The sequence below is a fragment of the Cupriavidus sp. 86D6 genome, assembly GCF_057815095.1.
Genome location: NZ_JBYPSB010000004.1, coordinates 335,624 through 360,920 on the forward strand (window position 1 = coordinate 335,624; position 25,297 = coordinate 360,920).

Genomic DNA, 25,297 nt, shown 5'->3' on the forward strand with positions numbered 1-25,297 from the left:
GACACAGCAATGAGCCATTCCGGAAACTTCACAAGGCGCGATTTCCTGGTATCGACGGCGGCCGTGGCTGCCACCACGGCACTGGGCACCACCCAGGCAAACGCCGCCACCCAGCTGCAGTACAAGCCCGAGGCCGGCGCCAAGCTCCGGGTGCTGCGCTGGAAGCGCTTCGTGCAGGGCGATGAAGACCTGTGGAATGCCAACGCAAAGAAGTTCAGCGAGCTGACCGGGGTGGAAGTGCGCATCGACAACGAGGGCTGGGAAGACGTGCGGCCCAAGGCGGCCGTGGCGGCCAGCGTGGGGACGGGGCCGGACATCGTGCTGGGCTGGTTCGACGATCCGCAGCAGTACCCCGACAAGCTTGTCGATGTGACCGACGTGGCCACCTACCTGGGCAACAAGCATGGCGGCTGGTACGACGTGTGCAAGAAGTACGGCATGCACAACGGCAAGTGGATCGCGGTGCCGCTGGGCGTGGTGGGCAACGCGCTGGTCTACCGCGAGAGCCACGTCAAGGCCGCCGGCTTCGACAGCATCCCCAAGGACACGGCCGGCTTCCTGAAGCTGTGCCAGGCGCTGAAGGCCAAGGGCACGCCGCCCGGCTTCGCGCTGGGCAAGGCCGTGGGCGACGGCAACAACTGGGCACACTGGCTGCTGTGGTCGCACGGCGGCATGCTGGTCGATACCAAGGGCAAGGTGGTGGTGAATTCGCCCGAGACCTGGGCCGCGCTGGAGTACGTCAAGCAGCTCTATCCCACCTTCGTGCCGGGCACGCTGTCCTGGCAGGACCCGTCGAACAACAAGGCGTTCCTGGACGGGCAGGTCAGCCTGACGGCCAACGGTATTTCGGTCTACTACGCGGCCAAGAACTCGAAGGAGCCCAAGCTGCAGGAGATGGCGAAGGATATCCAGCACGCGCACTTCCCCATCGGCAAGAGCGGCAAGCCGACCGAGCTGATGCAGATCACGCAGATGATGATCTTCAAGTACTGCAAGTATCCCAACGCGGCCAAGGCCTTCCTGCAGTTCATGATGGAGCCCGAGCAGTACAACCCCTGGATGGAGGCTGCCATCGGCTATGTGAGCCAGCCGCTCAAGGAATACGAGGCGAACCCGATCTGGACGGCCGACCCGAAGCACACCGTGTACCGCGACGCCGCATCGCTGATGCTCGATAACGGCCATGCGGGCCCGCTGGGCACGGCCTCTGCGGCGGCCATGGCCGACTACATCGTGCTCGACATGGTGGCCGAGGCGGCCAGCGGGGCGAAGACGCCCAAGGAAGCCGCGGCCCGCGCGGCACAGCGCGCCGAACGTTACTACAAGGCCTGACGCGATGCAGAATACCGCTGCGACGCCGCCTGCCTCGCAGCGGCCCCCTGCCCAGCCGGCTCCGCGCTCGATGCTGTCCCGGCTGTCCGACAACCGTCACGCGCTGGGGCTGCTGTTCATGCTGCCCACGGCCGTGCTGCTGCTGCTCTTCCTGACCTACCCGCTGGGCCTGGGCGTCTGGCTGGGCTTTACCGACACCAAGATCGGACGGCCCGGCGCGTGGATCGGGCTGGACAACTTCAGCTACCTGGCCAGCGACTCGGTCACGCAGCTGGCGCTCTTCAACACCATCTTCTACACGCTGATCGCCAGCGTGCTGAAGTTTGCGCTGGGGCTGTGGCTGGCGCTGCTGCTGAACCGCAACCTGCCGTTCAAGTCGTTCTTCCGGGCGGTGGTGCTGCTGCCGTGGATCGTTCCCACGGCATTGTCGGCACTCGCGTTCTGGTGGATCTACGATGCGCAGTTTTCGGTCATCAGCTGGACGCTGGTCAAGCTGGGGCTGATCGACCGCTATATCGACTTCCTGGGCGACCCGTGGCTGGCGCGGTTCTCGACCATCGCGGCCAACGTCTGGCGCGGCATCCCGTTCGTGGCCATCTCGCTGCTGGCCGGGCTGCAGACCATCTCCCCGACGCTGTACGAGGCGGCGTCCATCGACGGCGTCACGCCCTGGCAGCAGTTCCGCTACGTGACCCTGCCGCTGCTCACGCCGATCATCGCCGTGGTGATGACGTTCTCGGTGCTGTTCACCTTCACCGATTTCCAGCTGATCTACGTGCTCACGCGCGGCGGGCCGCTCAACGCCACGCACCTGATGGCCACCCTGTCGTTCCAGCGCGCGATTCCGGGCGGATCGCTGGGCGAAGGCGCGGCGCTGGCCACGATGATGGTGCCCTTCCTGCTGGCCGCCATCCTGTTCTCGTATTTCGGCCTGCAACGGCGCGCATGGCAACAGGGGGGCGACAAATGAAGGCGAAGGCGGTGGAAAACGAATCGCAAGGCATGGAGTACCTGCAATCCGTGCCGCGCCGCTGGGTGACGCTGTATATCCCGATCGGCGTGTTCCTGTTCGTGCTGCTGTTCCCGTTCTACTGGATGGGCATCACGGCCTTCAAGCCCGATGGCGAACTGCTGATGCAAAGCGCCAACCCGTTCTTCGTGATGGCGCCGACGCTGGCTCATTTCAAGAAACTACTATTCAACACGCCCTACCCGGCCTGGCTGCTCAATACGGTCATCGTCTCGACGGTGTCCACATTCGCGTCGCTGGCGGCAAGCGTGCTGGCCGCCTATGCCATCGAGCGGCTGCGGTTCCAGGGCGCCAAGCAGGTGGGGCTGGCGATTTTCCTGGCCTACCTGATTCCGCCTTCGATCCTGTTTATCCCGCTGGCCTCGATCGTTTTCCAGCTTGGCCTGTTCGATACGCGCTGGGCGTTGATCCTGACCTACCCGACCTTCCTGATTCCGTTTTGCACCTGGCTGCTGATGGGGTATTTCCGCTCGATTCCGTACGAACTGGAGGAATGCGCGTTGATCGACGGCGCCACCCGCTGGGAAATCCTGGTCAAGATTATCTTGCCGCTGGCGGTGCCGGGGCTGATTTCGGCAGGCATTTTCGCGTTCACGCTGTCGTGGAACGAGTTTATCTACGCGCTGACGTTTATCTCGTCGTCGGAAGTCAAAACCGTGCCCGTGGGTATCGTTACCGAACTGGTGGAAGGCGACGTCTACCACTGGGGCGCACTGATGGCAGGCGCCCTGCTCGGATCGCTGCCAGTGGCCGTGGTCTATTCGTTCTTCGTCGAGTATTACGTGTCCGGCATGACCGGGGCGGTCAAGGAATAACCGCGGTGGCCTGCTCGGGCCGATCCGGCGCGTCAGTCTCGGCGGCCACGATTTGCGTGGCGTCGGCCATATTTCCGGTATCGAGCCTGACGCAGCGCGTCTTCAGCATCTTGGCGATCCGCCACCATTGCACCGTTTCGACGCAGAAGTTTTCTGGGCAAAACAGTTCCGCGTGAACTGGCGAATGATTAATCAGGGATCGGACGATACGCAGTGTATAACCTTCGTTCAATAACTGGACGAGGCGCTTTTGTTGTGGGGACAGTGCCATGAATCCTGCGGTCAGAAAGATGCGGGCAACGTGCGGGAAGCCGTTGCCCGCATGTGAAATCGCTGCGGGTTTCGAAGCGATTTCGCATTAACGGCCGATTATGCCCGTCGATGAATCGCAGGGCACTGCACGTAATCCGCACATTTCGGACATTCCCCGAACCAACCATCACGATGTGACATGTCCGGACAAGGACCCTATTCCGCCTGTGGCACCAGCCGCGGCGTTTGCGTCTTGCCCAGGAAGGCAAACGCGATCTGGATCAGCCCGACGGCCAGGCCGAGCGTGGCGCCGATTTTCCAGGCCATCGCATAGTCGTGCAACAGGTCATAGAGCCAGCCGCCGCCAAAGGCACCGATAAAGCTGCCGATCTGGTGACTGAAAAACGCCACGCCTGCAATCATGGCCTGCCAGCGCAGCCCGAAGGTCTGGGCAATCCAGCCCTGCACCAGCGGCGAGACGCCTAGCCACAGAAAGCCCATGACCGCCGAAAACACCATCGTGGTTTCCGGGGTCGGCGAGACATGAAAGAACCAGATGAAGCCCATCGACCGGCATATATAGATGCCGCCGAGCAGCAGCAATTTGTTGACCCGCCCGCCGGCCCAGCCGAAGAACAGGCTGCCCAGCACGTTGAATCCGCCAATCAGGCCCAGGGCCTTGGCTGACAGCATCGGATCCATGCCGCAGATATCGAGATAGGCTGGCAGATGCGTGGTCAGGAACACCAGCTGCATGCCGCACACGGTGTAAGCCAGCGCCATGACCACGAACGGCGGATGCCGCAACGCGGTCATCAGCGCCTGCCGGCCGCTCTGCTCTGCCTGCGCGTGGGTGGGGATCTGCCGCACCTGGTCGACCCGGCCACCGAACCACGCGGCCGGCAGCATGATCAGCGCCAGGATCACGAACGACGCCAGGCCCATGCGCCAGCCCCATTCGCCCGCGATGCTCTGGCCAAGCGGCGCGGCGATCATCGCGCCCAGCGAGCCGGACGCCGAGACGCAGCCCAGCACGAGACTGCGCACCTGCGTGCCGACCGCGTTCGACGCGGCCGCCATGGCCATCGCCGTGCCGGTGCTGGCCATCGCCATGCCGATCAGCAGCCCGCCACCCAGCACCACCGCCCACATGCCGTGGGCCGTGGCCAGCAGCACCAGCCCGACCAGATACAGCAGCGCGCCGCCCACCATCAGCGGCCGGAATCCGCTCCGCACCGCCAGTGCCCCGGCAAACGGCTGCAGCAGCCCCCAGGTCAGGTTCTGCACCGCCACGGCAATCGTGAAGTCGCCCACGGAAATCCCGATATCACGGGTCAGCGGCGGCACGAAGATGCCGAGGCTCTGCCGCAAGCCCATGGCCAGCGACAGCATGACGGAAGCGCCGATCAGGATCGGCATGACGGGGCGCAGCGAGGATAGGCGGGACATGCGTGGGCTCTTGTTATGGGGCGGCATGCCGGAGGCGCCACCGCTCCAGCCATTTTCGTTGAATCGTCAAGGATTTTGTATGCTCGGGAATACTGAGAAGGCACTGCCCTGCAGAAGATGGCGTGCCGCCGACGCAGCCGGTAGCGCGGATCGGTCACTTTGCTTGCGCTCAGGGTGCGGGAGGGAGTTGCGCTGCAACGAATTCCCCAGCTGCCTTCCAGCGGCATGCCCTTCCCTGCTCCGAACCATCCAGCGAACACGCTGTATTTCCGGATGTTTAATGTTGTCATTGCGATAAGTTTTCTTATCGCAATGAGTTGGTGTGATGATCAAACCGATGACCAGGAAACAGGCCGGAGCCGAGGCCGATGCCCGCACCCGCTTGGCCATGCTTGCTTCCCACGGCCCACGCTCGGTACTAATTGCATCACGCCGTGATGCAAGGCATCGCTACGCTAAGCGGCTCGAATGCGGGCGCGGGAGCTCTCGGCCCCCGCTCGACGGGCCGCCGTCACACTCTGATACACAGTCGTCGATCCCTGCTTCGTTGCATTGCAGCGATGCGACCACACCGTCATGCTTTGTACTTCTCGCCTGGCAAAAACTTCCGCGCCGGGGGAATGCTTGCAAGATCTACCTGCTCACTGCGCCGTTGCCTTAACGTCGCGTTAACCGGCACGGCGTCTGCATCAGCGGTTTCCTGCATGCAGGCGGTTTCGTGGTTCTACGATCGATAGATGTAAGTGGTCCGATATACAGCCCTTACACATTCTTACAGCAAGCCCAGGCCAAACTGACTAACTTTGAATCGCTCCAGCGTTGCATCGCATCAATCGGCGATGCTGTGCTGTGGGCTTCCATGGCGCGTCGCGTCTCGTAGTGCCTGTCTGCATATGGCCCGTCCTGGGCGTGTGCGGACAGTTCAATGGATCGGCACACACGGTCCACTCGCCTGTCCCGGCGGCGTAGCAACGGCCCGGGGCAAACGGCGCATAACAATTGTTGGGGGACGTACAGCATCGCACCAACCGAACGGGCATGCGCTCGTGCGGCGGGATAGTGCTGTCTGCGAATTTAACAACCGCGATCGACGTTGGCGATCGTGGGTGGCCACCTTTTTTCATCCGGGAGCTCGCATGGACAACAATTCAGACCAAAAGCCGACCGTGCCAACGCGGCTACCGCCCTCGCCGCCGCATCGGCCGCAACAGACCCCGCCGCGCGACGCCGTCGCGAAGCAAGGCAGCCCGCTGAGCCTGCGGCCGGTATGGCAGGCCATTCCGCGCCTGGCCAGTTACGGGATGGTGGGGTTCATCATCTGGATCATCCTCTCCGTGATGTTCCCGTACATCTTCGTACGCTCGTCGGAACGCGCGATCGTCAACAGCCCGGTCAGCCTGATCACTACGCCTGTCGAAGGTGTGGTCACAAAGCAGTTGTTGCCGGTGGGCACGGCCTTCACCGCCGGCCAGTCCTTGATGACGCTGCAGAATCCGAACATGGACCGGGCATTGCTGATGGAACTGACCGGCAAGAAGCTCGATAACGACAAACGGCTGGAAGCGGCCAGATCGAAACTGGAAGTCAACCAGGCCCGCCTGGCCGCCACCAATGGCGATGTCAAACGCTATGTATCGGTGGCGCAGCAGCAGAACGACGCTCGCATCCGGGGCATCGAGGCCCGCCTGGCCGCAGCCCAGCAGCAGATGGAAGCGCAGGTCAATGTCGTCACGCGCAACGAAGCCATGCAGCAGGCAGGCGCCGTCAGCCAGGCGTTCACCGAGGCATCGCGCAACCAGCTTGCCGTGCTGGCTGGTCAGAAGGATGCGATCGAGGCGGAACTCAACGGTGCGCGCAGCGCCAGTGCCGCCACGCGCAACCGCGTCTATGCCTCGAACACCGACGGCGCCGCGGGCGCGCTCGCGCAGCGGTCCGACGAGCTGAAGGCCGAAAACGCCCAGTTGCAGGCCGAGATCAAGCAGCTGGAGGAATACGGCGCCGAAGTCGACAAGCTGGTCAACACCGAGCAGCAGCGCCTGGACCGCATATCCAACCTCGACATCAAGGCCTATGCCGGCGGCATCGTCGAAGACGTGCTCGCGCCGCCGGGCACGCATGTGGCCGCCGGCGCCACGCTGATGCGCGCCACCAACTGCACCACACCCAGCGTGGTGGCCGTGTTCCCGCGCAGCCTGAGCAAGGACCTGCTGCCGGGCGCCCCGGTCACGGTGATGGTCGATGGCGTGGCCACGCCGCTGCCCGGCAAGGTAGCCGAAATCCTGCCGCGGGCGCCGGATGGCGACCAGGCGCGCTATTTCGTGCCCTTCCCGCCCATCGAGAAGAACGAGCTGTACCTGATCGCAAAGCTGAACAAGCCGCTGCCTGACCTGCCCGGCGCAGGCAAGACGGACCGCTGCGCGCTCGGCCACTGGGCCAAGGTCAGCCTTGACCGCCCGTGGTTTCGCCGGCTGATCTGATCGGAGCCGATCGCACAGTCATTCACCCAACGCCCGCAGGAAGGAGACTACCGTGCAGCGTACGACCGCAGGAATGCCATACCGGGCCGCCCGCAAGCGGCTGACCGAAGCACTGATGACAGCCGTGCTCACCACCCCGCTGGCACTGTCCGCGGCGCCCGCCTCGGGCGATGTCGCGCGCGACCAGATGCGCGATGCAGGCTGCCAGACGCTGACGCAACGCGTGGCTGCCATCCCGGGCAACGGGCCGGTCATGCTGGCCAGCTACGAAGCCGCGCCGGGCGGCGATCCGCTGCCCGGCCCGCTCAAGGAGTCGGCGTTCGTCTATGACAACGCGCTGGCTGGCATCGCGCTGATCGCGTGCGGCCAGAAGGATGCCGCGCGCCGTATTGCCGATGGCGTCGTGGCCGGCGTCACGCGCGATCGTCATTATCACGACGGGCGCATCCGTAACGCCTATCGTGCCGGCGCGATGCCCGCGGACGGCCCCGTGCCGATGCCGGGCTGGTGGGACGCCAAGGCCAACAAGTGGTTCGAGGACCGCTACCAGGTGGGCACCGCCACCGGCAACGTGGCCTGGGCCGCGCTGTTGCTGCTGGCCGCCTACGACGCCACGCGCTCGACGCGCTATCTCGACACGGCCAAAACGATGATGGGCTGGGTCGACAAGGAGACGTACAACGCCGACGCGCCCGCCGCCTTCATCGGCGGGTACTTTGGCCACGAACCGTCGCCGCAGCGTCAGGGCTGGAAGTCCACCGAGCACAACGTCGACACTTACGCGGTGTTCCGCTGGCTGTCGCGCTATGACAGCGACCCGCGCTGGAAGACCGGCGCCGATCGCTCGCGCAAGTTCGTCGAGACCATGTGGCAGCCCGGCGAAGGCCGCTTTGCGATCGGCACGCGTGACGACGGCCGCTCGCTCAACGGCGGCCCTTCGGCGCTCGATGCCTCGCTCTGGCCGCTGATTGCCATGCCCGATGCCGCCGGCACCTGGCAGCGGGCGCTCGGCTGGGCGCGGGCCAAACACGGCGTCAAGGGCGGCTACGGCTTCAATGCCAACCCCGACGGCATCTGGACCGAAGGCACCGGGCAGGCCGCGCTGGTGCTGCGCGCCACCGGGCGCGACAGCGAGGCCGCGCCACTCTGGCCGCTGCTGGTGTCGCAGCGCGCGCCGTCCGGCTACCTGTTCGCCACGCCCGAGCAGCGCGTGCGCACGGGGCTGCAGATCGGCCCCGACTCGAAGACCGACGACTTCTACTACTTTCACCTGCCCCACCTGGGCGCCACGGCCTGGGCCGTGCTTGCCGCCACCGGCTGGAATCCGTTCCAGCCAGGCGGCTGCCGGGGCGCGAGCTGTGCCACGGCCAACCAGGCCGCGGCACCCCCCGACAATCCACCCAAGGAGTAACGATGCTCGCCGCGAGTTTTGCAAGTTTCCTCGATAGCAGCATGCTCGTGCAGATCAATGCGGGCGCGCTGCTGGTGGCCGTGCTGTGTCTGCGCGGCAACCGGCAACGCGCCGCGGACCGTTGGCTTTTCGGCCTGGCGGCGGCGGTCCTGCTGATCGTGTATTACATCTGGCGCGTCACCGAGACGCTGCCGGAATGGCGCATGGAGTTCCCTAGCATCTGGGCCCATGTATTCCTGGGTTTCGAAACGCTGACGATCCTCTACACGCTGATCTCGATCGTCACGCTCACACGCACCACCGACCACTCGGCCGAGGCCGATGCCAGCGAGGCCCGCCTGCGCGGTGACCGCGATGCGCCGGCCGTGGACATCTTCATCGCCACCTACAACGAAGGCCTGGACGTCCTGGAAAAGACCATCGTCGCGGCCAAGGCCATCGACTACCCGAACTTCCGCGTCTGGGTGCTCGACGACACCCGCCGCGACTGGCTCCGCGATTTCTGCCGTACGGTCGGCGTGAACTACGTGACCCGGCCCGACAACACCCACGCCAAGGCCGGCAACCTGAACAACGGGCTGTACCACAGCGCCCAGGGCGATGGCGGCGCGCCCTACATCATGGTGCTCGACGCCGACTTCGCGCCCAACCGCAACATCCTGCTGCGCATCATCGGCCTGTTCGACGATCCGCGCGTCGGCGTGGTACAGACGCCCCAGTTCTATTACAACGCCGACCCGATCCAGTACAACCTGCGCTCCACCGAATGCTGGGTGGACGAGCAGCGCGCGTTCTTCGATGTGATGCAGCCGGCCAAGGACGCCTGGGACACCGCGTTCTGCATCGGCACGTCGTTCGTGGTGCGGCGCGAGGCGCTGGCCCATATCGGCGGCTTTCCCACCGGCACGGTGACCGAGGACATCCACCTGACCTACAAGCTGATGCCGTTCGGCTACGTCACGCGCTGGCTCAACGAGCGCCTCAGCGTGGGCCTGTCCGCCGAAGGCCTGCCCGAGTACATCAGCCAGCGCAGCCGCTGGGGGCTGGGCACGATCCAGGTGGCCCTGACCGCCGATGGGCCCATGCGCGGCCGCGGCTTCACGCTGCGCCAGCGCCTGCACTATGTGCACGGCCTGCTGCACTGGGTCAGCCGTCCGTTCACGATCATGCTGCTGCTCGGACCGCTGCTCTACTGGTTCTTCAACGTGCCCACACTTTATGGCGACCCGATGCAGTTCCTGGCCTACGGCGTGCCGGCGCTGCTGCTGTACTGGGCGTACAGCATCTGGATCACCGGGTCGCGCGCGATGCCGATCTTCACCGAGGTCACGCAGATCGTGGCGTCGATGGCGGTCACGGCCACGCTGGCCAGCGCCATGTTCAAGCCGTTCGGCCGCCCGTTCAAGGTGACGAACAAGGGGCTGGACCGCTCCAGGCTGACGGTGCACGGCAAGTTCGCGCTGCTCTACGGCAGCCTGTTCTTCCTGTCTGCGATGGGCCTGGCGCGCGCCGTGGCCGCCGACGGCAACGCGCCCGGCACCCTGTTCAACGTCGTCTGGACCCTGGTGTCGATGATGCTCTACCTGGCGTCGATGCTGGTCTGCTTCGAACTGCCGCGTCCGCGCAAGGAGGAGCGGTTCCCGTTCCGCGCGGCCGGGCGGCTGCAGTTCTACGGCGCCGATGGTATTTCACGCGAGGTCGAGGGCGTCACGCGCGACCTGTCATGCAACGGCGTCGCGCTCGAATCGCATAGCGGCACACGGGTGGAACCCGGTGCCGTAGGGGCCTTCTGGCTCGCGCCGCTTGGCTGGGTGCCGTGCCGCGTGGCACGCACCGACGGCCAGCTGATCGGCATCGCGCTGGTTCCCGACATGGCGGCGCGGCACCGGCTGATCCGCCTGCTGTTCAGCGAGCCCCCTCACAACATCGCGCATCGCGGCCTGCCTGGCACGGCCATCGTGCAATTGCTGCGCCGCGCGTTCACAGGTTGATTCACATATGAAGACGATAACAATGCGCCTTTCCCCCGCACGCCTGCCGTCTCTGCGCTGGAGCGCCGGCATCCTGCTGCCGCTGGCACTGGCCGCCTGCACGCTCGAACCGAAGTACGAGCGCCCGGATTCGCCCGTGCCCAACGCCTACCCCGACGGCCCGGCCTACCAGACCACGCAGGGCGCCAACGGTGCGCCGCAGTCGCAGGTGCAGGCCGCCAACCTTGGCTGGCAGGATTTCTTCACCGATGCGCGGCTGCGCCGGCTGATCGAACTCGGCCTGGCCAACAACCGCGACCTGCGCGTGGCTACGCTGTCGATCGACGAGGCCCGCGCGTACTACCGCATCCGGCGCGCGGCGCAGTTCCCGGCCGTCGATGCCAGCCTGGGCTTCAGCAGCACGCGTCTGACCGGCGACTTGCGCCCACCGGGCCAGGACCCGGTGATCAACGCCTGGGGCGCCGGCGTGGGCTTCTCGTCGTTCGAGCTTGACGTGTTCGGCCGCATCCGCAGCCTCAAGCACGAAGCCCTGGAGCAGTACTTGTCCATCGAAGAAGTGCGGCGCAGCACGCAAATCAGCCTGGTTGGCGAAATTGCCAACGCCTATCTGACCTGGCAGGCCGACCAGCGACTGCTGAAGCTGTCGCAAGACACGCTCAAGATCCAGGAAGATGCGTCGGAAATGGTCCGCAAGAGCAAGGCGGCCGGCGGCATGGCCGCCATCGACCAGCACCGCACCCAGACCCAGGTGGAAACGGCTCGCGTGGACGTGGAACAGTTCACGCGCCAGGTGGCGCAGGACGAAAACGCGCTGTCGCTGCTGATCGGCGGCCCGATTCCGGCCGACCTGCCGCCCCCACAGCCGTTCGGCGACAACTCGTTCGTGGCGGAGCTGCCAGCCGGCCTGCCCTCGCAGTTGCTGGAGCAGCGGCCGGACATCATGGCCGCCGAGCACCGGCTGAAGGCCGCCAATGCCAATATCGGGGCCGCGCGGGCGGCGTTCTTCCCACGGATTTCGCTGACCGCGGGAGTCGGCCTGGCCAGCACCACGCTGGCGGGGCTGTTCACGGGAGGCGCGGCGTGGGCGGTTGCGCCGCAGATCACGCTGCCGATCTTCAATGCCGGCGCCAACCAGGCCAACCTGGACGCATCGAAGGTCCGCAAGGACATCAACGTGGCGCAGTACGAGCGCACCATCCAGGGCGCCTTCCGCGAGGTGGCCGACGGCCTGGCCGCCCGTGGCACGTACGACCGGCAGACCGCCGCGCAACAGTCGCTGGAGAAGGAAGTGGCCGAGACGCGGCGGCTGGCCGAGATGCGCTTCAAGAACGGCGTGGACGACTATTTCCCGGTCTTCGACGCCCAGCGCCAGCAGTACGAGGCGCAAAAGAAGCTGGTGACGATCCAGCTCGCGCGGCTGACCAGCCGGGCGCAGCTGTACAAGGCGCTGGGCGGCGGATGGTCGCAGCAGACCGTCAACACCCAGCCGCCGGTGGCGGGCAAGCCGGCGCCTGCGCGGGCCGTTGCGCCACAGGCGGCCGCGCCAGTGCCAGTTTCGGCTCCGGCTCCGACTCCGGCTCCGGCGCCAGCACCGGCCGCGCCAGTTGCACAGACCCGTGCGCCCCAGCCGGCGCCAGTCCCCCTCGCGCAGGCCGCGCCAGCCCCTCAGCCGCAGCCGCAGCCGCTACGCAAGACGCCAGATCCGGCGATCCCCGCGGACCTGAGGTCGGCGCCCGACGTCACCGCGAAACCCGCCACACCGGGGCCCGCAGCCGCGGTGGCAGGTTCGGGATCGTAACAAGGCAGCCGCCCCTCTCATCAATGGGAGAGGGGAGACAACATCTGCCGCTGACGCCCCAGCAGGCGCTGCAGCTATGGGCCCTGCCTCAGGGCGGCAAGCCGATATCGCTGGGCGTGCTGGCCATGCGCGCGAAGTGCGCCTGCCGCTCGACGCGCTACCCGCCAATATCGCCGCACTGGCCGTCAGCGTGGAGCCGCCCGGCGGATCGCCCCAGCGCGACGCACCCAGCGGGCCGGTGGTATTCCAGGGTCCGTTGATCAAGGCGCCTGCCTGACACGCGGCAGCGCCGCCCGGCGAAGCGGTTCCGCCCCTTGGGCCCGACTCCGCTAAAATCCACGCCAGAAACAATCCCCAAGGTTTTGCAGCGTGGCTCTTCAGCAGGGTTTTATCCTGACCCGACACTGGCGCGACACTCCGGCCGGCACCGAGGTCGAGTTCTGGCTTGCCACGGACGACGGGCCGCGCCGGCTGCGCCTGCCGTGGCAGCCCTCCACGGCCTTTATCCCCGAAGAACAGCGTGCCGTCGCCGAAGCCCTGCTGCAGGGTGAGCGCGATGTGTCACTGCGCCCGCTGGCCCTGCAGGACTTCCAGCGCCGCCCGGTGCTGGGGCTCTACTGCCCGCAGCACCGGCAGCTGATGCAGCTGGAGCGGTCGCTGCGCGACGCCGGCGTGGACGTCTACGAAGCCGATGTCCGGCCGCCGGAACGCTACCTGATGGAGCGGTTCATCACCGCACCGGTCTGGTTCGACGGCGATGCCGGCGCCGACGGTGTGCTGCGCAACGCGCAGATGAAGCCGGCCGCCGACTATCGGCCCACGCTGCGGCTGGTCTCGCTCGACATCGAGACCAACGCGTTCGGCGACCTGTATTCGATTGCCCTGGAAGGTTGCGGCCAGCGGCAGGTGTACATGCTGGGGCCTGCCCCGCAGAACGCCGCCGCAGAGATGGACTTTGCGCTCGAATACTGCGCCACGCGCCAGCAACTGATCGAACGGCTCAACGACTGGCTGGCCCGCCATGATCCCGACGCCATCATCGGCTGGAACCTGGTGCAGTTCGACCTGCGCGTGTTGCGCGAACATGCGAAGCAGTACCAGATCCCGTTGCGGCTGGGCCGGGGCGGCGCCGAGATGGAATGGCGCGAGCACAACCGGCAGCAGCACTACTTTGCGGGCGCGGCCGGCCGGCTGGTGATCGACGGCATCGAGGCGCTGCGCTCGGCCACGTGGAGCTTTCCGTCGTTCAGCCTCGAAGCGGTGGCGCGCACGCTGCTGGGCGAAGGCAAGGCCATCGACAATCCGTACGACCGCATGGACGAGATCGACCGGATGTTCGCCGAAGACAAGCCGGCGCTTGCGCGCTACAACCTGCGCGACTGCGAACTGGTGACGCGGATCTTCGAGGCTACCGAACTGCTGCACTTCCTGCTGGAGCGCGCCACGGTCACGGGCCTGCCCGCCGACCGCAGCGGCGGGTCGGTGGCGGCATTCACGCACCTGTACATGCCGCTGATGCACCGGCAGGGCTATGTCGCGCCTAGCCTCGGCGACAAGGCACCCGAGGCCAGCCCCGGCGGCTTTGTGATGGATTCGCGGCCGGGACTCTACGAATCGGTGCTGGTGCTCGACTACAAGAGCCTGTATCCGTCGATCATCCGCACCTTCCTGATCGATCCGATCGGGCTGGTCGAAGGCCTGGCGCATCCCGACGATGCCGATTCCGTGCCCGGCTTCCGGGGCGCGCGGTTCTCGCGCACGAAGCACTGCCTGCCGGCCATCGTCGCCCGCGTGTGGCAGGGCCGCGAGGCAGCCAAGCGCGACAGGAACAAGCCGTTGTCGCAGGCGCTGAAGATCATCATGAACGCGTTCTACGGCGTGCTGGGGTCCAGCGGCTGCCGGTTCTTCGACCCGCGGCTGGCGTCGTCGATCACAATGCGCGGGCACGAGATCATGCGCCAGACCCGGGAACTGGTCGAAGCGCGCGGCTACGAGGTGATCTACGGCGACACCGACTCCACCTTCGTGTGGCTGCGCCGCGCCCGCACCGAGGACGACGCGGCGCAGATCGGCCGCAGCCTGGTGGCGTATGTCAACGACTGGTGGCGCGACCATCTCTGGCAGACCTACGGGCTGGAAAGCGCGCTCGAACTGCAATTTGAAACGCACTTCCGGCGCTTCCTGATGCCGACCATCCGCGGCACGGACCAGGGCAGCAAGAAGCGCTACGCGGGCCAGGTGGTGCGCGCCGACGGCCGGCCCGAAATGGTGTACAAGGGCCTGGAAACGGTGCGCACCGACTGGTCGCCGCTGGCCCAGCAGTTCCAGCAGACGCTGTACGAGAAAATCTTCAACCGCGAGCCGTATCAGGACTACGTGCGCGAAACGGTACGGCGCACGCTGGCGGGCGAACTCGACGACCAGCTCGTCTACCGCAAGCGCCTGCGCCGGCAGCTCGACGAATACCAGCGTAACGTGCCGCCGCACGTCCGCGCCGCACGCATCGCGGACGACTACAACGAACGCCACGGGCGCCCCAGGCAGTACCAGAACGGCGGCTGGATCAGCTACCTGATGACCATGGCCGGCCCCGAGCCGCTGGAAACGCGCGCCGCCCCTATCGACTATGACCACTATGTCACCCGCCAGCTGCAGCCGATCGCCGACGCCATCCTGCCGTTCCTGGACGACGATTTCGAGACATTGCTGACCGGCCAGATGGCCCTGTTTCCCCAGTAGTCGCGCACGGCCGGGACAATTGCTGCGTCGCGGCACCGCCCGACCCGCTAGAATGGGCCGAATCTGCCGATAAGAGAATCCGAAGAGACTTCGCCCGCCGCACATGTCCGCCGCCCCGACCTCCCCAAATCAGACGCCCTCCCAATCCGCCTACGCCCTCCACGCCAAGGCCATGCGCTTCGCCGCCAGCATGCTCGTGCTGCGCGACGGGCCCCAAGGCATGGAAATCCTGATGATGCGCCGCCCGCAGCGCGACGACGACCGCAGCGCCGGCGCCTTCGTATTTCCGGGTGGCGTGCTCGATCCCCAGGACGCCACGCTGCATCCGTTGTGCGCCGGCCTGGACGACGCGGCGGCCAGCGCGCGGCTGCAGGTGCCGGCCAACGGGCTGGACTACTACCTGTGCGCCGTGCGCGAGGCGTTCGAGGAAGCCAACCTGCTGTTTGCCTACGACGCCAGCGGGCAGATCGTGCGGCTGGACGACCTGGGCCCCGACGTCCACCAGCAGTTGCGCGAGGCGGCCAGCTACGGCGGCAAGGGCCTGGCCCATGTGTGCGAAATGCTGGGCCTGCGGCTGGCGGTCGACCAGCTGGCCTACTGCGCCTACTGGCTGACGCCGCCGGGCCTGCCCAAGCGGTTCGACACGCGCTTCTTCATGGCCGTGCTGCCCGCCGGGCAGACCGCGATCCACGATGGCGTGGAGGCCGTGGAGCACCGCTGGATGCGGCCGGCCGATGTGGTGGACCCGGCCAACAACCTCACGCTGGTCAATGCCACGCGCAAGATCCTGCAGTCCATCGCGCATTTCGGGACGGCACAGGCGTGTTTCGACTACGCGCGGCAGCAGCGCAATATCGCGCTGGTGATGCCGCGCCTGGCCCATGGCCCCAAGGGCCAGCGCCCCGTGATGCCGGAGGAGCCCAGCTACGCCGAGATCGCCCGCATCGACCCGGATGGCGCAGGCCATGGACGCTACACGCTGGAACCGGGCCTCGCCGTCAAGCTGTCGGAACGGGTCTGGCGCGTGACGGCCAACAACGGCAATGTGATGACCGGGCCTGGCACCAACACCTACTTCGTGGCCGGCGCTGACAACCAGTGGGCCGTGATCGACCCCGGCCCCGATGACGCCGCCCACTTCGACGCCGTGATGGCCGCCGCGCCCGGGCCCGTGAAATGGATTCTGGTCACGCATACCCACCTGGACCACTCGCCGGGGTCGGTGCGCCTGCGCGAGGCCACCGCCGCGCCGGTCTGGGGCCGCACCACCGACGTGGTGGATCGCCAGGACCAGACCTTCCGGCCTGACCATCAGCCCACGCACGGCGACCGCATCGCCCTGGGTCCGCAGACCACGCTGCGCGTGATTCACACGCCGGGGCATGCGTCGAACCACCTGTGTTTCCTGCTGGAAGAGGAAAAGACGCTGTTCACGGGCGACCACGTGATGCAGGGGTCCACGGTGGTCATCAACCCGCCCGATGGCGACATGCGCGCGTACCTGGCATCGCTGCAGGCGTTGCTGGACGAGGATATCGAATGGATCGCCCCGGGACACGGCTTCCTGATGCCGCGCCCGCACGACGCGATCCGGCTGCTGATCCGCCACCGCATGCAGCGCGAAGCCAAGGTGATGAACGCCCTGCGGGCGCTGGCGCCGGCCGACGCCGGCACGCTGGTGGCCAGCGTCTACGACGACGTTCCTGTCACCAAGCATCCGATTGCGCTGCGCTCGCTGATGGCCCACCTGCGCAAGCTGGAAGCCGATGGCGTCGCCAGCGAGGCCGAGGGCGTCTGGAAGCTGCTCTAGGACTGGAAGCGGTTGTCTCCCCTCTCCCGCGTTGCGAGAGAGGGGCCGTGGGAGAGGACCAGCGTCCCAGCATGCCGCTGCGCACCCCTCCTTGCCCCTGGTTTTCTCCCCTCTCCCGCTTTGCGGGAGAGGGGCCGGGGGAGAGGGCCAGCGTCTCAGCTTGCCACCGCGCCCCCCTACCCGCAGCACACTCCGCCACGCCATCGACACCCTGTGAAATATCTGGATACCTTGACGGCCTTGGCGGGCCTCACTCGCACTGCCTACAGTGATCGGATCGAAACCCGCCGCGAGCCGCGCCATGTCCAGACTCCTATGCGCCTTCCTGCTGTCCCTGGCCGCCTCGGGCGCGGCGCAGGCCGTGACCAAGTGCGAGAGCCCGCGTGACACGCTCTACACGAACGGGTCATGTCCGGCCGGCTACCAGAACGTCACCGGATCGATGCGCGGCAACGTGACCACCGTCACCAAGACGGCCAAGATCCGCCAGGACGAACAGGCGTACCTGCAGAACCGCGCCCGCATGTCCGCGCAGATCCAGAACTGGGACGCGCGCGAGGACGAGGCCGATTGGCGCAGCCAGAACGCGTTCTGGAACCAGTGCCGGGCACTGGAGTACCAGGCGCGCGCCGCCGAACGCGCCATGCAGCACACCGAATACTGGAGCTACGCGGACCGCTATCGCCACGCCGCCCAGGCACTGCGCACCGAGCAGTACAGCATGGGGTGCTATTTCTGACCGTCATGGGTCCGATGTTCGGACATAGCAGAACCTGCCGATATTAGTTGCGCTTAGATCGGCATACAGAAAATTTCAGGCGAAATGGGGCCGGAATCACGTCTGCTGTCACATACAATCCGTTCCCATCCGGCCCGCCACGCGCTGTCCCTGCATCGTCCCGGATCACCGACGTGGCAGCTGCGGTCGCAACCTCCTCCTGTGACAGAAACATGCTGACTCTCACTGCGATCGTTGCGTATATGCTGGCCTGCATCGTTGCACTGGCTTTCGGTGTCCGCTGGATGGTCAAGAACGACCCCCTGCTCAAGCAGCAACCGTTCCTGGATGCCTCTTCCGGCCCCCGTGACGATTCACCGCGCTAGGCAAACACAGACGCAAGCCCACGCAAGCCCACGAAAATACCTCCGGGCAATCCCATCGAATCATTGCTTTCCCCGAAACGCCGGTCCACAAGACCGGCGTTTTGTTTTGGGGCAACGGTACTGCGCCCCAGTGCCTCCGCCCCGGTGCTGCAACCGTTACGTGTATCCGTCCTACACCGCGACCCGCCGCGCGCCGACACCCCGCGATGCGGCCCGGGGCTATCCTCCGAGAATAATGACCTCCATATCGTGCCCCCATGTCGACCGTCCCGCCTTCTCCCGCCCTGCGGTCCGCGCGGCCGCCAGAGGCCAGCGCGCTGACACCTGACGTCGATCCTGCTGGCGACACGGTGAGCGCCATGCCGGACGCAGCCCTGACGGGGCCGATGCCAGGTGCCGCGGCGGCACCCGTCACCACTTCCGATTACACGCCCCCGAGCTGGACCCAGTCACTCGGGCGCGCCAGTTCGGCGCTGATCGTGCTGGCCACGCTGGCGTCGCTGTACGCGCTGCATGTCGCCACCGCGTTCATCGTCCCGGTGGTGCTGGCCATCATCCTTGCCTATCTGCTCGATCCCCTCGTGGACCTGCTTCAGCGCCGTCACATTCCTCGCGCCATCGGCGCCACGCTGGTGCTGCTGAGCCTGATGGCGCTGGCGTTGAGCTGTGCCTATCTGCTACAGGGGCAGGTGTCGTCGATCGTCGACCGCCTGCCGGAGATCGCCAGCAAGCTGTCGCGTTCGGTGGGGGCACTGATGAGCGGCGACGACTCCGTGGTGCAGAAGGTGCGCCGCGCCGCCACCATCCTCAGCGGCACCGGGCAGCTTCCCGCCCCCAAGGGCGCCCCGGTGGTGGTGGAGCGCACCGCCGACAACTTCAGCAACATGGTGTGGGCGGGCTGGGTCAGTGCCTTTGCGCTGATGGCCCAGTCGGTGGTGGTGCTGTTCCTGACGTGGTTCCTGCTGCTGACGGGCGACATGTTCAAGCGCAAGTTCATCAAGATGGCCGGCAAGACATTGAGCCAGAAGAAGATCAACGTGCATATGCTGGACGAGATCAACCGGCAGGTGCAGCGGTACATGATCATGCTCCTGGTCACCAACGCCTCGCTGGGCTTCTGCATTTATCTGCTGTTGAAGTATCTGTCGATCGACAATGCCGGCACCTGGGCGCTGGTTGCGGCCGTGCTGCACCTGGTGCCCTACTTCGGTTCGCTGGTGGTGGCCGTGTGCCTGGGCGTGGCCGGGTTCATGCAATCCGGCACCCTGGCCGTGGCGGCAGCGGCGGCGGGCGGCTCGATGGTGATCGCCACGCTGATCGGCAACGGCATGACCACGTGGATGACAGGCCGCCTGGCGCGCATGAATCCGGTCGCCGTCTTTGTGTCGCTACTGCTGTTCACGTGGCTCTGGGGCACCTGGGGCATGCTGCTGGCGATACCGCTGGCCGTCATCGCCAAGGTGGTCGCCGATCACGTCGAAGGCCTCGAAGTCATTGCCGAATTTCTTGGCGAATAAGCGACGAGGCGCCTGAGCCCCTCAAGGGCCGCCCGCCGGCCGCTGACGTCATACCGACCGCATCACTTCGGCATGGGTGCCGCGCAGCGTGCGCATGGCATCGTCGCATTGCTCCGGCGACTCGGGATTTACCAGCACTGCCCAGCGACCGTGCTTCACCGCCTCGCGCACCGGGGTGATGACTGCCTGATGATCGGGCCGCGCCGTGATCAGGCCGCCGCCCATCATGCCCAGCATGGCGCCGATAAACGCCCCTGCGGCCGCCGATGGCCACGGATTCTGCGTGACCCACGCGACTTGCTGCAGATACAGCACGGCCACCACCAGCAGCCCCAGGATCAGCCCGCAGGCGCCCAGCGTCAGGTGCGACCGGACGGCCGTACGCGCCATCCCCTGTTCGTCGGGCTCGAGCTTGCGGCCAAAGTGCGCTTCGTGCGGGTGGACCAGCTTGACCTGTTTCGCGCTCAATCCGGCGGTGTTGCAGACCAGATCGACCGCCTGCGTGGCGTCGGCCTCGGTGTCGTAGAGTGCGGCGATACGGGTATTGGCCGCCTCGCCTGAAATCAGATTGCCTGTCATGTCTGGGCTCCTTTGTGCCGGACGCATCGACCGGACGATTCCTGGATGGCCCCCCCCTTCCAGATTTCTCATATTTCTTCTGTGTTCCCCGTTCCATCGTAGCGTTCGCGCCGCTTTCGCCACGTCGGCATGCGGCCGCACGGGTCTGTAGGACGACGCCGAAACTGGCCGATGTCCGAGTTTCGGCCGACAAAATTTTGATGCATCGCAGAATGACGCGCCCGCTCCCGTCGCCTATAAATCAACGGCTGTCGCGCGTACCGAGGTTTCATGACACAAAACCCGACCCGGAGGAGACGCATACGTGACCGTCCAGAGCACATCGCTGCAGAAGGCCTGCCGGCTGCTGCGCGCGCTGTCGGACACCCGCAATGCCCGGCTGACCGATCTGGCTGCCGCCGCGCAGGTCGACAAGGCGTCGGCCCTGCGGCTGCTCGATACGCTGATTGCCGAAGGCATGGTCGAGCGCGACCCGGCCACCAAGGCGTTTTCGCCGGGACGCGAATGGCTGACCCTGCAGGCGGCCGCGCAGCGCCGGCTCGACATACGGCCGCTGGCGCGCCCAGCCCTGATCCGGTTGGCCCATACATTTGAAGATTCGGCGATTCTCTCGGTGCCTGGCGGCTGGGAATCCGTGTGCCTGGATTTGCGCCTGGGCACATTCCCGATCCGTGCCAATTACCTCGATGTCGGCAGCCGCCGCCCGCTCGGCGTGGGGGCGGGCAGCCTGGCGCTGCTGGCCGCGCTGCCCGACGACGAGATCGACGCGGTGCTGGCGTGCATCGCCCCGTCGCTGAAACGCTATCCCCGGATCGATGCCGACATGCTGCGCCGCCACGTGGAAACCACGCGCGCGCGCGGCTATGCCGTGCTGCTCGATGTCGTGGTCGAGCGCATGGGCGGCATCGGCATCGCCCTGCCCGGCCCAGACGGCTATCCACTGGGCGCCATCAGCATTGCCGCCCTCAACGAACGCATTACCGAACGCGAGGCCGCACTGGCGCGCGCGCTGCGCCGCGAGGCCGACGCCATCGCCGCCACCTGGCGCCATCCCACCCGCCAACCACAGGCACAACCGAAGGAGGCTTGAAGCATGCGCTGGAAGCAACGTCCAGAAGGCTCAAACTGGGGCGATTTCGGGCCCGACGATCAACTGGGCCGCGTCAACCTGATCGGCCCGGAACAGGTGGTCAAGGGCGCCCGCGAGATCCAGGCCGGCATCAGCTTCTGCCTGTCGATGCCGCTGGACTATCCGGGCGGCAACAAGCTCAACCCGCGCCGGCATCCGCCGCAGCTACGGCCCACCTTCCGCGATGACATCCCGTACCTGAATTTTCCGCTGGCCAAGGTCAACCCGGCCGCCACCGACGTGATCAGCGACGACCAGGTGCTTCTGTGCCTGCAGTATTCGACGCAATGGGATTCGCTGGCGCACGTGGGCGCGCTGTTCGATGCCGACGGCGACGGCCGGCCCGAACGCGTCTACTACAACGGCTACCGCGCCAACGCCGATATCGTGGGCCCGGTGGACTACGCCGACGATGACCACTTCGAGGCGCACGACTGCGGCCACGGCCACGCCAGCCACGCCGACGCGCTCGGTATCGAGAACTTCGCCGTCAAGGGCATGCAGGGCCGGGGCGTGGTGGTGGACCTGGCCGATGTCTTCGGCACGGACTTCCGCAATGTCGGCTACGACGACCTGATGCGCGCCATGGAGGCCCACCGCGTGGAAGTGGAGCGCGGCGACATGCTGCTGTTGCGCACCGGCTTTGCCGAGGTGGTGCTGTCGATGCAGCGCAATCCCGACGAGGCCGTGCTGCACCACAGCTGCGCCGCCCTGAACGGCCGCGACAACCGGCTGCTGAACTGGATCACCGACGCCGGCATTGCCGCCCTGATCGCCGACAACTACGCCGTCGAACGCTTCCCGGCGTTGCCCCCGCCCGACGACACCAGGGCCCATCCGCTGCTGCCGCTGCACCACCACTGCCTGTTCAAGCTGGGGCTGCCGCTGGGCGAACTCTGGTACCTGCGCGAACTGGCCGACTGGCTGCGGGCCCATCGGCGTACCCGCTTCATGCTGACCGCGCCGCCGCTGCGCCTGCCCGGGGCCGTCGGGTCGCCGACCACGCCGATCGCAACCGTATAGCACGGAGCGGATACCAGGCTCCCCTCTCCCACATTGTGTGAGAGGGGAGAAAACAAATGACATAACAAGACGGAGGAGACTATGACATCAACCTTGAAACGGATCGCCGCCGCCGCGCTGGCCGTGGCATCGCTAGCCGCCCACGCCCAGCCCAAGGCCGGCATTTCCGACGATGTGGTCAAGATCGGCCTGCTGCTGGACATGAGCGGGCTCTATGCCGATGTCACGGGCCGGGGCAGCGCCACGGCGGCCCAGATGGCCATCGACGACTACGGCGGCAAGGTGCTGGGCAAGAAGGTGGAGCTGGTGGTGGTGGATCACCAGAACAAGGCCGACGTCGCCGCCAACAAGGCGCGCGAATGGTTCGACCAGGACAAGGTCGATGCCATCCTGGACGTGGCCGCGTCGGCGCCGGCGCTGGCCGTGCTGGACGTGGCCCGGCAGAAGAACAGGATCGTGGTGTTCTCTGGCCCGGGCACCGAGCGCATTACCAACGATCTCTGCACGCCGGTTTCGGTCCACTACGCCTATGACACCTACGCGCTGGCCAACACCACGGCCCGCGCGATGGTGCAGCGCGGCGGCAAGACCTGGTTCTTCCTGACGGCCGACTACGCGTTCGGCCACACGCTGCAGCAATCGGCCACGACGGTGGTGCAAGAGGCCGGCGGCCAGGTGCTGGGTGCGGCCCGGCATCCGATCAACACCAGCGACTTTGCCTCGTACCTGCTGCAGGCCCAGGCCAGCAAGGCGCAGGTGGTGGGCCTGGCCAACGCGGGCGGCGACACCGTCAATGCCATCAAGGCCGCGTCGGAATTCGGGCTGACGAAGAACGGCACCCAGAAGATGGCCGGCCTGCTGCTCTATATCAACGATATCCACGCCATCGGCCTGAAGACGGCGCAGGGGCTGGTGCTGACCGAGGCGTTCTACTGGGACATGAACGACGCCACGCGGGCCTGGTCGCGCAAGTACTTCGACAAGGTCAGGAAGATGCCGAACATGAGCCAGGCCGGCGTCTATTCGTCGGTCACGCACTATCTGAAGGCCGTGCAGGCCGCCGGCACCGACGAGACCGCCGCCGTGATGAAGCAGATGAAGGCGCTGCCAATCCAGGACTTTTTCGCCAAAAACGGCCGCATCCGCGAGGACGGCCGCATGATCCACGACATGTACCTGTTCGAGGTCAAGAAGCCCGAAGAATCGAAGTACCCGTGGGACTACTACAAGTTGCTGGCCACGGTGCCCGGCGACCAGGCCTTCATGCCGGTGGCCAGGTCGCAGTGCCCGCTGCTCAGGAAATGAACGCTGCCGCGACGGCTGCATTGGCGATACCCAGCTACGTGCGCGGGGCGGGCAACACCCGCTTCGGACGCCTGCCCGGCAGCTCCCCGCTGACGCTGATGGCACAGGCCGCCGATGCCGCGCTCGATGCCGCGCGGCTGGCGCGCGCCGAGGTGGACGGCGTGTTGTGCGGCTACGCCACCACGCTGCCGCACCTGATGCTGGCCGACCGTTTCTGCGAATTCGCGTCGCTGCAGCCGGCCTATGCCCACGGCATGGCTGGGGGCGGCGCCACGGGCGGGCTGATGGCGATGCTGGCGCATGATCTGGTGCGCGCTGGCCGTTGCCGCAACGTGCTGGTGGTGGCTGGCGAGAACCGCCTCAGCGGCCAGAGCCGAGATCAGTCGGTACAGACGCTGGCGCAGGTGGGCGAGCCCGAGATCGAAGTGCCGAACGGCGCGTCGGTGCCGGCCTACTACGCGCTGCTGGCCTCGCGCTACCTGCACGAGGTGGGCCTGGATGCCGATGCGCTGTCTGACTTCGCGGTGCTGATGCGGCGCCATGCCGCCGGGCACCCCGACGCGCACCTGCGCGATCCGCTGTCGCTGCAGGCCGCCCGCCAGGCACGGCCGATCGCGTCGCCGCTGCGGCTGTCGGACTGCTGCCCGATCTCGGACGGCGCCGTGGCGCTGGTGGTATCGGCCGAACCGGGCACCGGCACGCCAGTACGCATCGCAGGCGCCGGCCAGGCGCATCGGCACCAGCACCTTGGCGCGCTCGACGACGTGATGCGCAGCGGCGCATCCGACGCCGCCGGGCGCGCCTTGGCCGAAGCCGGCTGCGCGCTGGCCGATATCGACTATCTGGCGATCTACGACTCGTTCACGATCACGCTGGTCATGCTGCTGGAGGAAATCGGCATCGCCCCGCGCGGCCAGGCCGTCGCCCGGCTGCGTGCCGGCGATTTCGACACAGATGGTGCGTTGCCCCTCAACACGCATGGCGGGCTGCTGGCATTTGGCCATTCGGGCGTGGCGGGCGGATTGATGCACCTTGCCGAAGCGGCGCGCCAGCTGGCCGGCCGGGCCGGCGCCCGGCAATTGCCGCAATCTCGGAAGCGCGCCTTGTTTCATGCCGATGGCGGCGTGCTGTCGTCGCATGTGAGCCTGATCCTGGAGACCGCATGAGCGAACCGCCATCCCAATCCCCCTACACCGAAGGCCTGGCCGCTGGCGTGGTGCGCTACCAGACCTGCGAGATCTGCGGCGCCTGGCAGCCGCTGCAGCGCCATGCCTGCCGCACCTGCGGCAGCCGGCAACTGGCCTGGCGCGATGGCAACGGCCAGGCCAACGTCTACGCAGTGACCGAGGTGTTCCGGGCCCCCACCGAAGCTTTCCAGCCGCTGGTGCCTTACACGCTGGTGCTGGCTACCCTCGATGAAGGCCCGCGCGTGATGGGCCACGCCGACCCGGGCATCGCCATTGGCGACCGCGTGCGCGCCGCGGTGTTCCACCACGCCGGGCAGCCGCTGCTGCGTTTTTCCCGGATTTGATCTGA

Annotated in this window: 20 protein-coding genes and 1 pseudogene; 18 read left to right on the forward strand and 3 right to left on the reverse strand. The window is 66.6% G+C overall.

Features of this window, described 5'->3' with window-relative positions; all coding sequences use genetic code 11:
- Positions 1-9: 9 nt before the first annotated feature.
- The 3 genes from AC3G88_RS12645 (at position 10) to AC3G88_RS12655 (ending at position 3,177) form a co-directional block, all read left to right on the forward strand.
- On the forward strand, positions 10-1,332 hold the full coding sequence (locus tag AC3G88_RS12645; RefSeq protein WP_488893422.1) for an ABC transporter substrate-binding protein: 1,323 nt from the start codon (positions 10-12) through the stop codon (positions 1,330-1,332).
- Positions 1,333-1,402: 70 nt separating this feature from the next.
- Positions 1,403-2,302, forward strand: coding sequence for a carbohydrate ABC transporter permease (locus tag AC3G88_RS12650; RefSeq protein WP_153947834.1), 900 nt, complete (start codon positions 1,403-1,405; stop codon positions 2,300-2,302).
- Complete coding sequence (locus AC3G88_RS12655; RefSeq protein WP_092599712.1) at positions 2,299-3,177, forward strand: carbohydrate ABC transporter permease; 879 nt, start codon at positions 2,299-2,301, stop codon at positions 3,175-3,177. Before AC3G88_RS12650 ends, AC3G88_RS12655 begins: the two co-directional genes overlap by 4 nt.
- On the opposite strand, the gene AC3G88_RS12660 is transcribed toward AC3G88_RS12655, so the two are convergent.
- Positions 3,167-3,448 (reverse strand): hypothetical protein, encoded by a 282-nt coding sequence (locus tag AC3G88_RS12660; RefSeq protein WP_488773034.1) that lies wholly within the window; start codon positions 3,446-3,448, stop codon positions 3,167-3,169. The genes AC3G88_RS12655 and AC3G88_RS12660 overlap by 11 nt on opposite strands.
- Positions 3,449-3,645: 197 nt before the next feature.
- Complete coding sequence (locus AC3G88_RS12665; RefSeq protein WP_488893423.1) at positions 3,646-4,878, reverse strand: MFS transporter; 1,233 nt, start codon at positions 4,876-4,878, stop codon at positions 3,646-3,648.
- A 1,136-nt stretch (positions 4,879-6,014) separates the two neighbouring features.
- Here AC3G88_RS12665 and AC3G88_RS12670 point away from each other — a divergent pair.
- From AC3G88_RS12670 to AC3G88_RS12715, 10 genes and pseudogenes are all read left to right on the forward strand, one after another.
- Positions 6,015-7,355, forward strand: a complete 1,341-nt coding sequence (locus AC3G88_RS12670; protein ID WP_488773036.1) for an HlyD family secretion protein — start codon at positions 6,015-6,017, stop codon at positions 7,353-7,355.
- 73 nt (positions 7,356-7,428) lie between these two features.
- Positions 7,429-8,766: a hypothetical protein gene (locus AC3G88_RS12675; RefSeq protein ID WP_488773163.1), complete on the forward strand. Its 1,338-nt coding sequence runs from the start codon at positions 7,429-7,431 to the stop codon at positions 8,764-8,766.
- A 2-nt stretch (positions 8,767-8,768) separates the two neighbouring features.
- Positions 8,769-10,757, forward strand: coding sequence for a glycosyltransferase (locus tag AC3G88_RS12680; protein ID WP_488773037.1), 1,989 nt, complete (start codon positions 8,769-8,771; stop codon positions 10,755-10,757).
- A 22-nt stretch (positions 10,758-10,779) separates the two neighbouring features.
- Positions 10,780-12,555: an efflux transporter outer membrane subunit gene (locus AC3G88_RS12685; protein ID WP_488773038.1), complete on the forward strand. Its 1,776-nt coding sequence runs from the start codon at positions 10,780-10,782 to the stop codon at positions 12,553-12,555.
- Between the two features lie 47 nt (positions 12,556-12,602).
- Positions 12,603-12,832, forward strand: a pseudogene (locus tag AC3G88_RS12690) (anti-sigma factor domain-containing protein); the annotation flags it as partial.
- 92 nt (positions 12,833-12,924) lie between these two features.
- Positions 12,925-15,294, forward strand: coding sequence for a DNA polymerase II (locus AC3G88_RS12695; protein WP_488773039.1), 2,370 nt, complete (start codon positions 12,925-12,927; stop codon positions 15,292-15,294).
- Positions 15,295-15,466: 172 nt separating this feature from the next.
- Positions 15,467-17,104 carry an MBL fold metallo-hydrolase gene (locus tag AC3G88_RS12700; protein ID WP_488773040.1) on the forward strand — a complete coding sequence of 546 codons (1,638 nt, stop codon included), beginning with the start codon at positions 15,467-15,469 and terminating at the stop codon, positions 17,102-17,104.
- A gap of 301 nt (positions 17,105-17,405) precedes the next feature.
- Entirely contained in the window at positions 17,406-17,843 is a 438-nt protein-coding gene (locus tag AC3G88_RS12705; protein ID WP_400397530.1) for a hypothetical protein, read from the forward strand.
- A gap of 212 nt (positions 17,844-18,055) precedes the next feature.
- Positions 18,056-18,208: a hypothetical protein gene (locus AC3G88_RS12710; RefSeq protein WP_194946509.1), complete on the forward strand. Its 153-nt coding sequence runs from the start codon at positions 18,056-18,058 to the stop codon at positions 18,206-18,208.
- A gap of 257 nt (positions 18,209-18,465) precedes the next feature.
- Positions 18,466-19,725 carry an AI-2E family transporter gene (locus AC3G88_RS12715; RefSeq protein WP_488893424.1) on the forward strand — a complete coding sequence of 420 codons (1,260 nt, stop codon included), beginning with the start codon at positions 18,466-18,468 and terminating at the stop codon, positions 19,723-19,725.
- A 48-nt stretch (positions 19,726-19,773) separates the two neighbouring features.
- Here the strand turns inward: AC3G88_RS12715 and AC3G88_RS12720 are convergent, their stop codons facing one another.
- The gene (locus AC3G88_RS12720; protein ID WP_488773042.1) at positions 19,774-20,304 is read right to left on the reverse strand and encodes a riboflavin biosynthesis protein RibA; all 531 of its coding nucleotides are present in this window, start codon (positions 20,302-20,304) and stop codon (positions 19,774-19,776) included.
- A gap of 304 nt (positions 20,305-20,608) precedes the next feature.
- Here AC3G88_RS12720 and AC3G88_RS12725 point away from each other — a divergent pair, with 304 nt between their 5' ends.
- From AC3G88_RS12725 to AC3G88_RS12745, 5 genes are all read left to right on the forward strand, one after another.
- Positions 20,609-21,394 (forward strand): IclR family transcriptional regulator, encoded by a 786-nt coding sequence (locus tag AC3G88_RS12725; protein ID WP_488773043.1) that lies wholly within the window; start codon positions 20,609-20,611, stop codon positions 21,392-21,394.
- Between the two features lie 3 nt (positions 21,395-21,397).
- Complete coding sequence (locus AC3G88_RS12730; RefSeq protein WP_488773044.1) at positions 21,398-22,456, forward strand: cyclase family protein; 1,059 nt, start codon at positions 21,398-21,400, stop codon at positions 22,454-22,456.
- 81 nt (positions 22,457-22,537) lie between these two features.
- Positions 22,538-23,761 carry an ABC transporter substrate-binding protein gene (locus tag AC3G88_RS12735; protein ID WP_488773045.1) on the forward strand — a complete coding sequence of 408 codons (1,224 nt, stop codon included), beginning with the start codon at positions 22,538-22,540 and terminating at the stop codon, positions 23,759-23,761.
- Positions 23,758-24,927 carry a thiolase family protein gene (locus tag AC3G88_RS12740; RefSeq protein WP_488773046.1) on the forward strand — a complete coding sequence of 390 codons (1,170 nt, stop codon included), beginning with the start codon at positions 23,758-23,760 and terminating at the stop codon, positions 24,925-24,927. Before AC3G88_RS12735 ends, AC3G88_RS12740 begins: the two co-directional genes overlap by 4 nt.
- The gene (locus AC3G88_RS12745) at positions 24,924-25,292 is read left to right on the forward strand and encodes a Zn-ribbon domain-containing OB-fold protein (protein WP_488773047.1); all 369 of its coding nucleotides are present in this window, start codon (positions 24,924-24,926) and stop codon (positions 25,290-25,292) included. Before AC3G88_RS12740 ends, AC3G88_RS12745 begins: the two co-directional genes overlap by 4 nt.
- Positions 25,293-25,297 lie beyond the last annotated feature (5 nt).

Bases quoted from the DNA above. Each gene is read 5' to 3' on its own strand.
- AC3G88_RS12670 (WP_488773036.1), top strand. From the start codon at position 6,015: ATGGACAACAATTCAGACCAAAAGCCGACCGTGCCAACGCGGCTACCG.
- AC3G88_RS12700 (WP_488773040.1), top strand. From the start codon at position 15,467: ATGCGCTTCGCCGCCAGCATGCTCGTGCTGCGCGACGGGCCCCAAGGC.
- AC3G88_RS12680 (WP_488773037.1), top strand. From the start codon at position 8,769: ATGCTCGCCGCGAGTTTTGCAAGTTTCCTCGATAGCAGCATGCTCGTG.
- AC3G88_RS12660 (WP_488773034.1), bottom strand. From the start codon at position 3,448: ATGGCACTGTCCCCACAACAAAAGCGCCTCGTCCAGTTATTGAACGAA.
- AC3G88_RS12685 (WP_488773038.1), top strand. From the start codon at position 10,780: ATGCGCCTTTCCCCCGCACGCCTGCCGTCTCTGCGCTGGAGCGCCGGC.
- AC3G88_RS12735 (WP_488773045.1), top strand. From the start codon at position 22,538: ATGACATCAACCTTGAAACGGATCGCCGCCGCCGCGCTGGCCGTGGCA.
- AC3G88_RS12730 (WP_488773044.1), top strand. From the start codon at position 21,398: ATGCGCTGGAAGCAACGTCCAGAAGGCTCAAACTGGGGCGATTTCGGG.
- AC3G88_RS12645 (WP_488893422.1), top strand. From the start codon at position 10: ATGAGCCATTCCGGAAACTTCACAAGGCGCGATTTCCTGGTATCGACG.
- AC3G88_RS12675 (WP_488773163.1), top strand. From the start codon at position 7,429: ATGCCATACCGGGCCGCCCGCAAGCGGCTGACCGAAGCACTGATGACA.
- AC3G88_RS12650 (WP_153947834.1), top strand. From the start codon at position 1,403: ATGCTGTCCCGGCTGTCCGACAACCGTCACGCGCTGGGGCTGCTGTTC.
- AC3G88_RS12720 (WP_488773042.1), bottom strand. From the start codon at position 20,304: ATGACAGGCAATCTGATTTCAGGCGAGGCGGCCAATACCCGTATCGCC.
- AC3G88_RS12740 (WP_488773046.1), top strand. From the start codon at position 23,758: ATGAACGCTGCCGCGACGGCTGCATTGGCGATACCCAGCTACGTGCGC.
- AC3G88_RS12710 (WP_194946509.1), top strand. From the start codon at position 18,056: ATGCTGACTCTCACTGCGATCGTTGCGTATATGCTGGCCTGCATCGTT.
- AC3G88_RS12665 (WP_488893423.1), bottom strand. From the start codon at position 4,878: ATGTCCCGCCTATCCTCGCTGCGCCCCGTCATGCCGATCCTGATCGGC.
- AC3G88_RS12705 (WP_400397530.1), top strand. From the start codon at position 17,406: ATGTCCAGACTCCTATGCGCCTTCCTGCTGTCCCTGGCCGCCTCGGGC.
- AC3G88_RS12745 (WP_488773047.1), top strand. From the start codon at position 24,924: ATGAGCGAACCGCCATCCCAATCCCCCTACACCGAAGGCCTGGCCGCT.
- AC3G88_RS12715 (WP_488893424.1), top strand. From the start codon at position 18,466: ATGTCGACCGTCCCGCCTTCTCCCGCCCTGCGGTCCGCGCGGCCGCCA.
- AC3G88_RS12655 (WP_092599712.1), top strand. From the start codon at position 2,299: ATGAAGGCGAAGGCGGTGGAAAACGAATCGCAAGGCATGGAGTACCTG.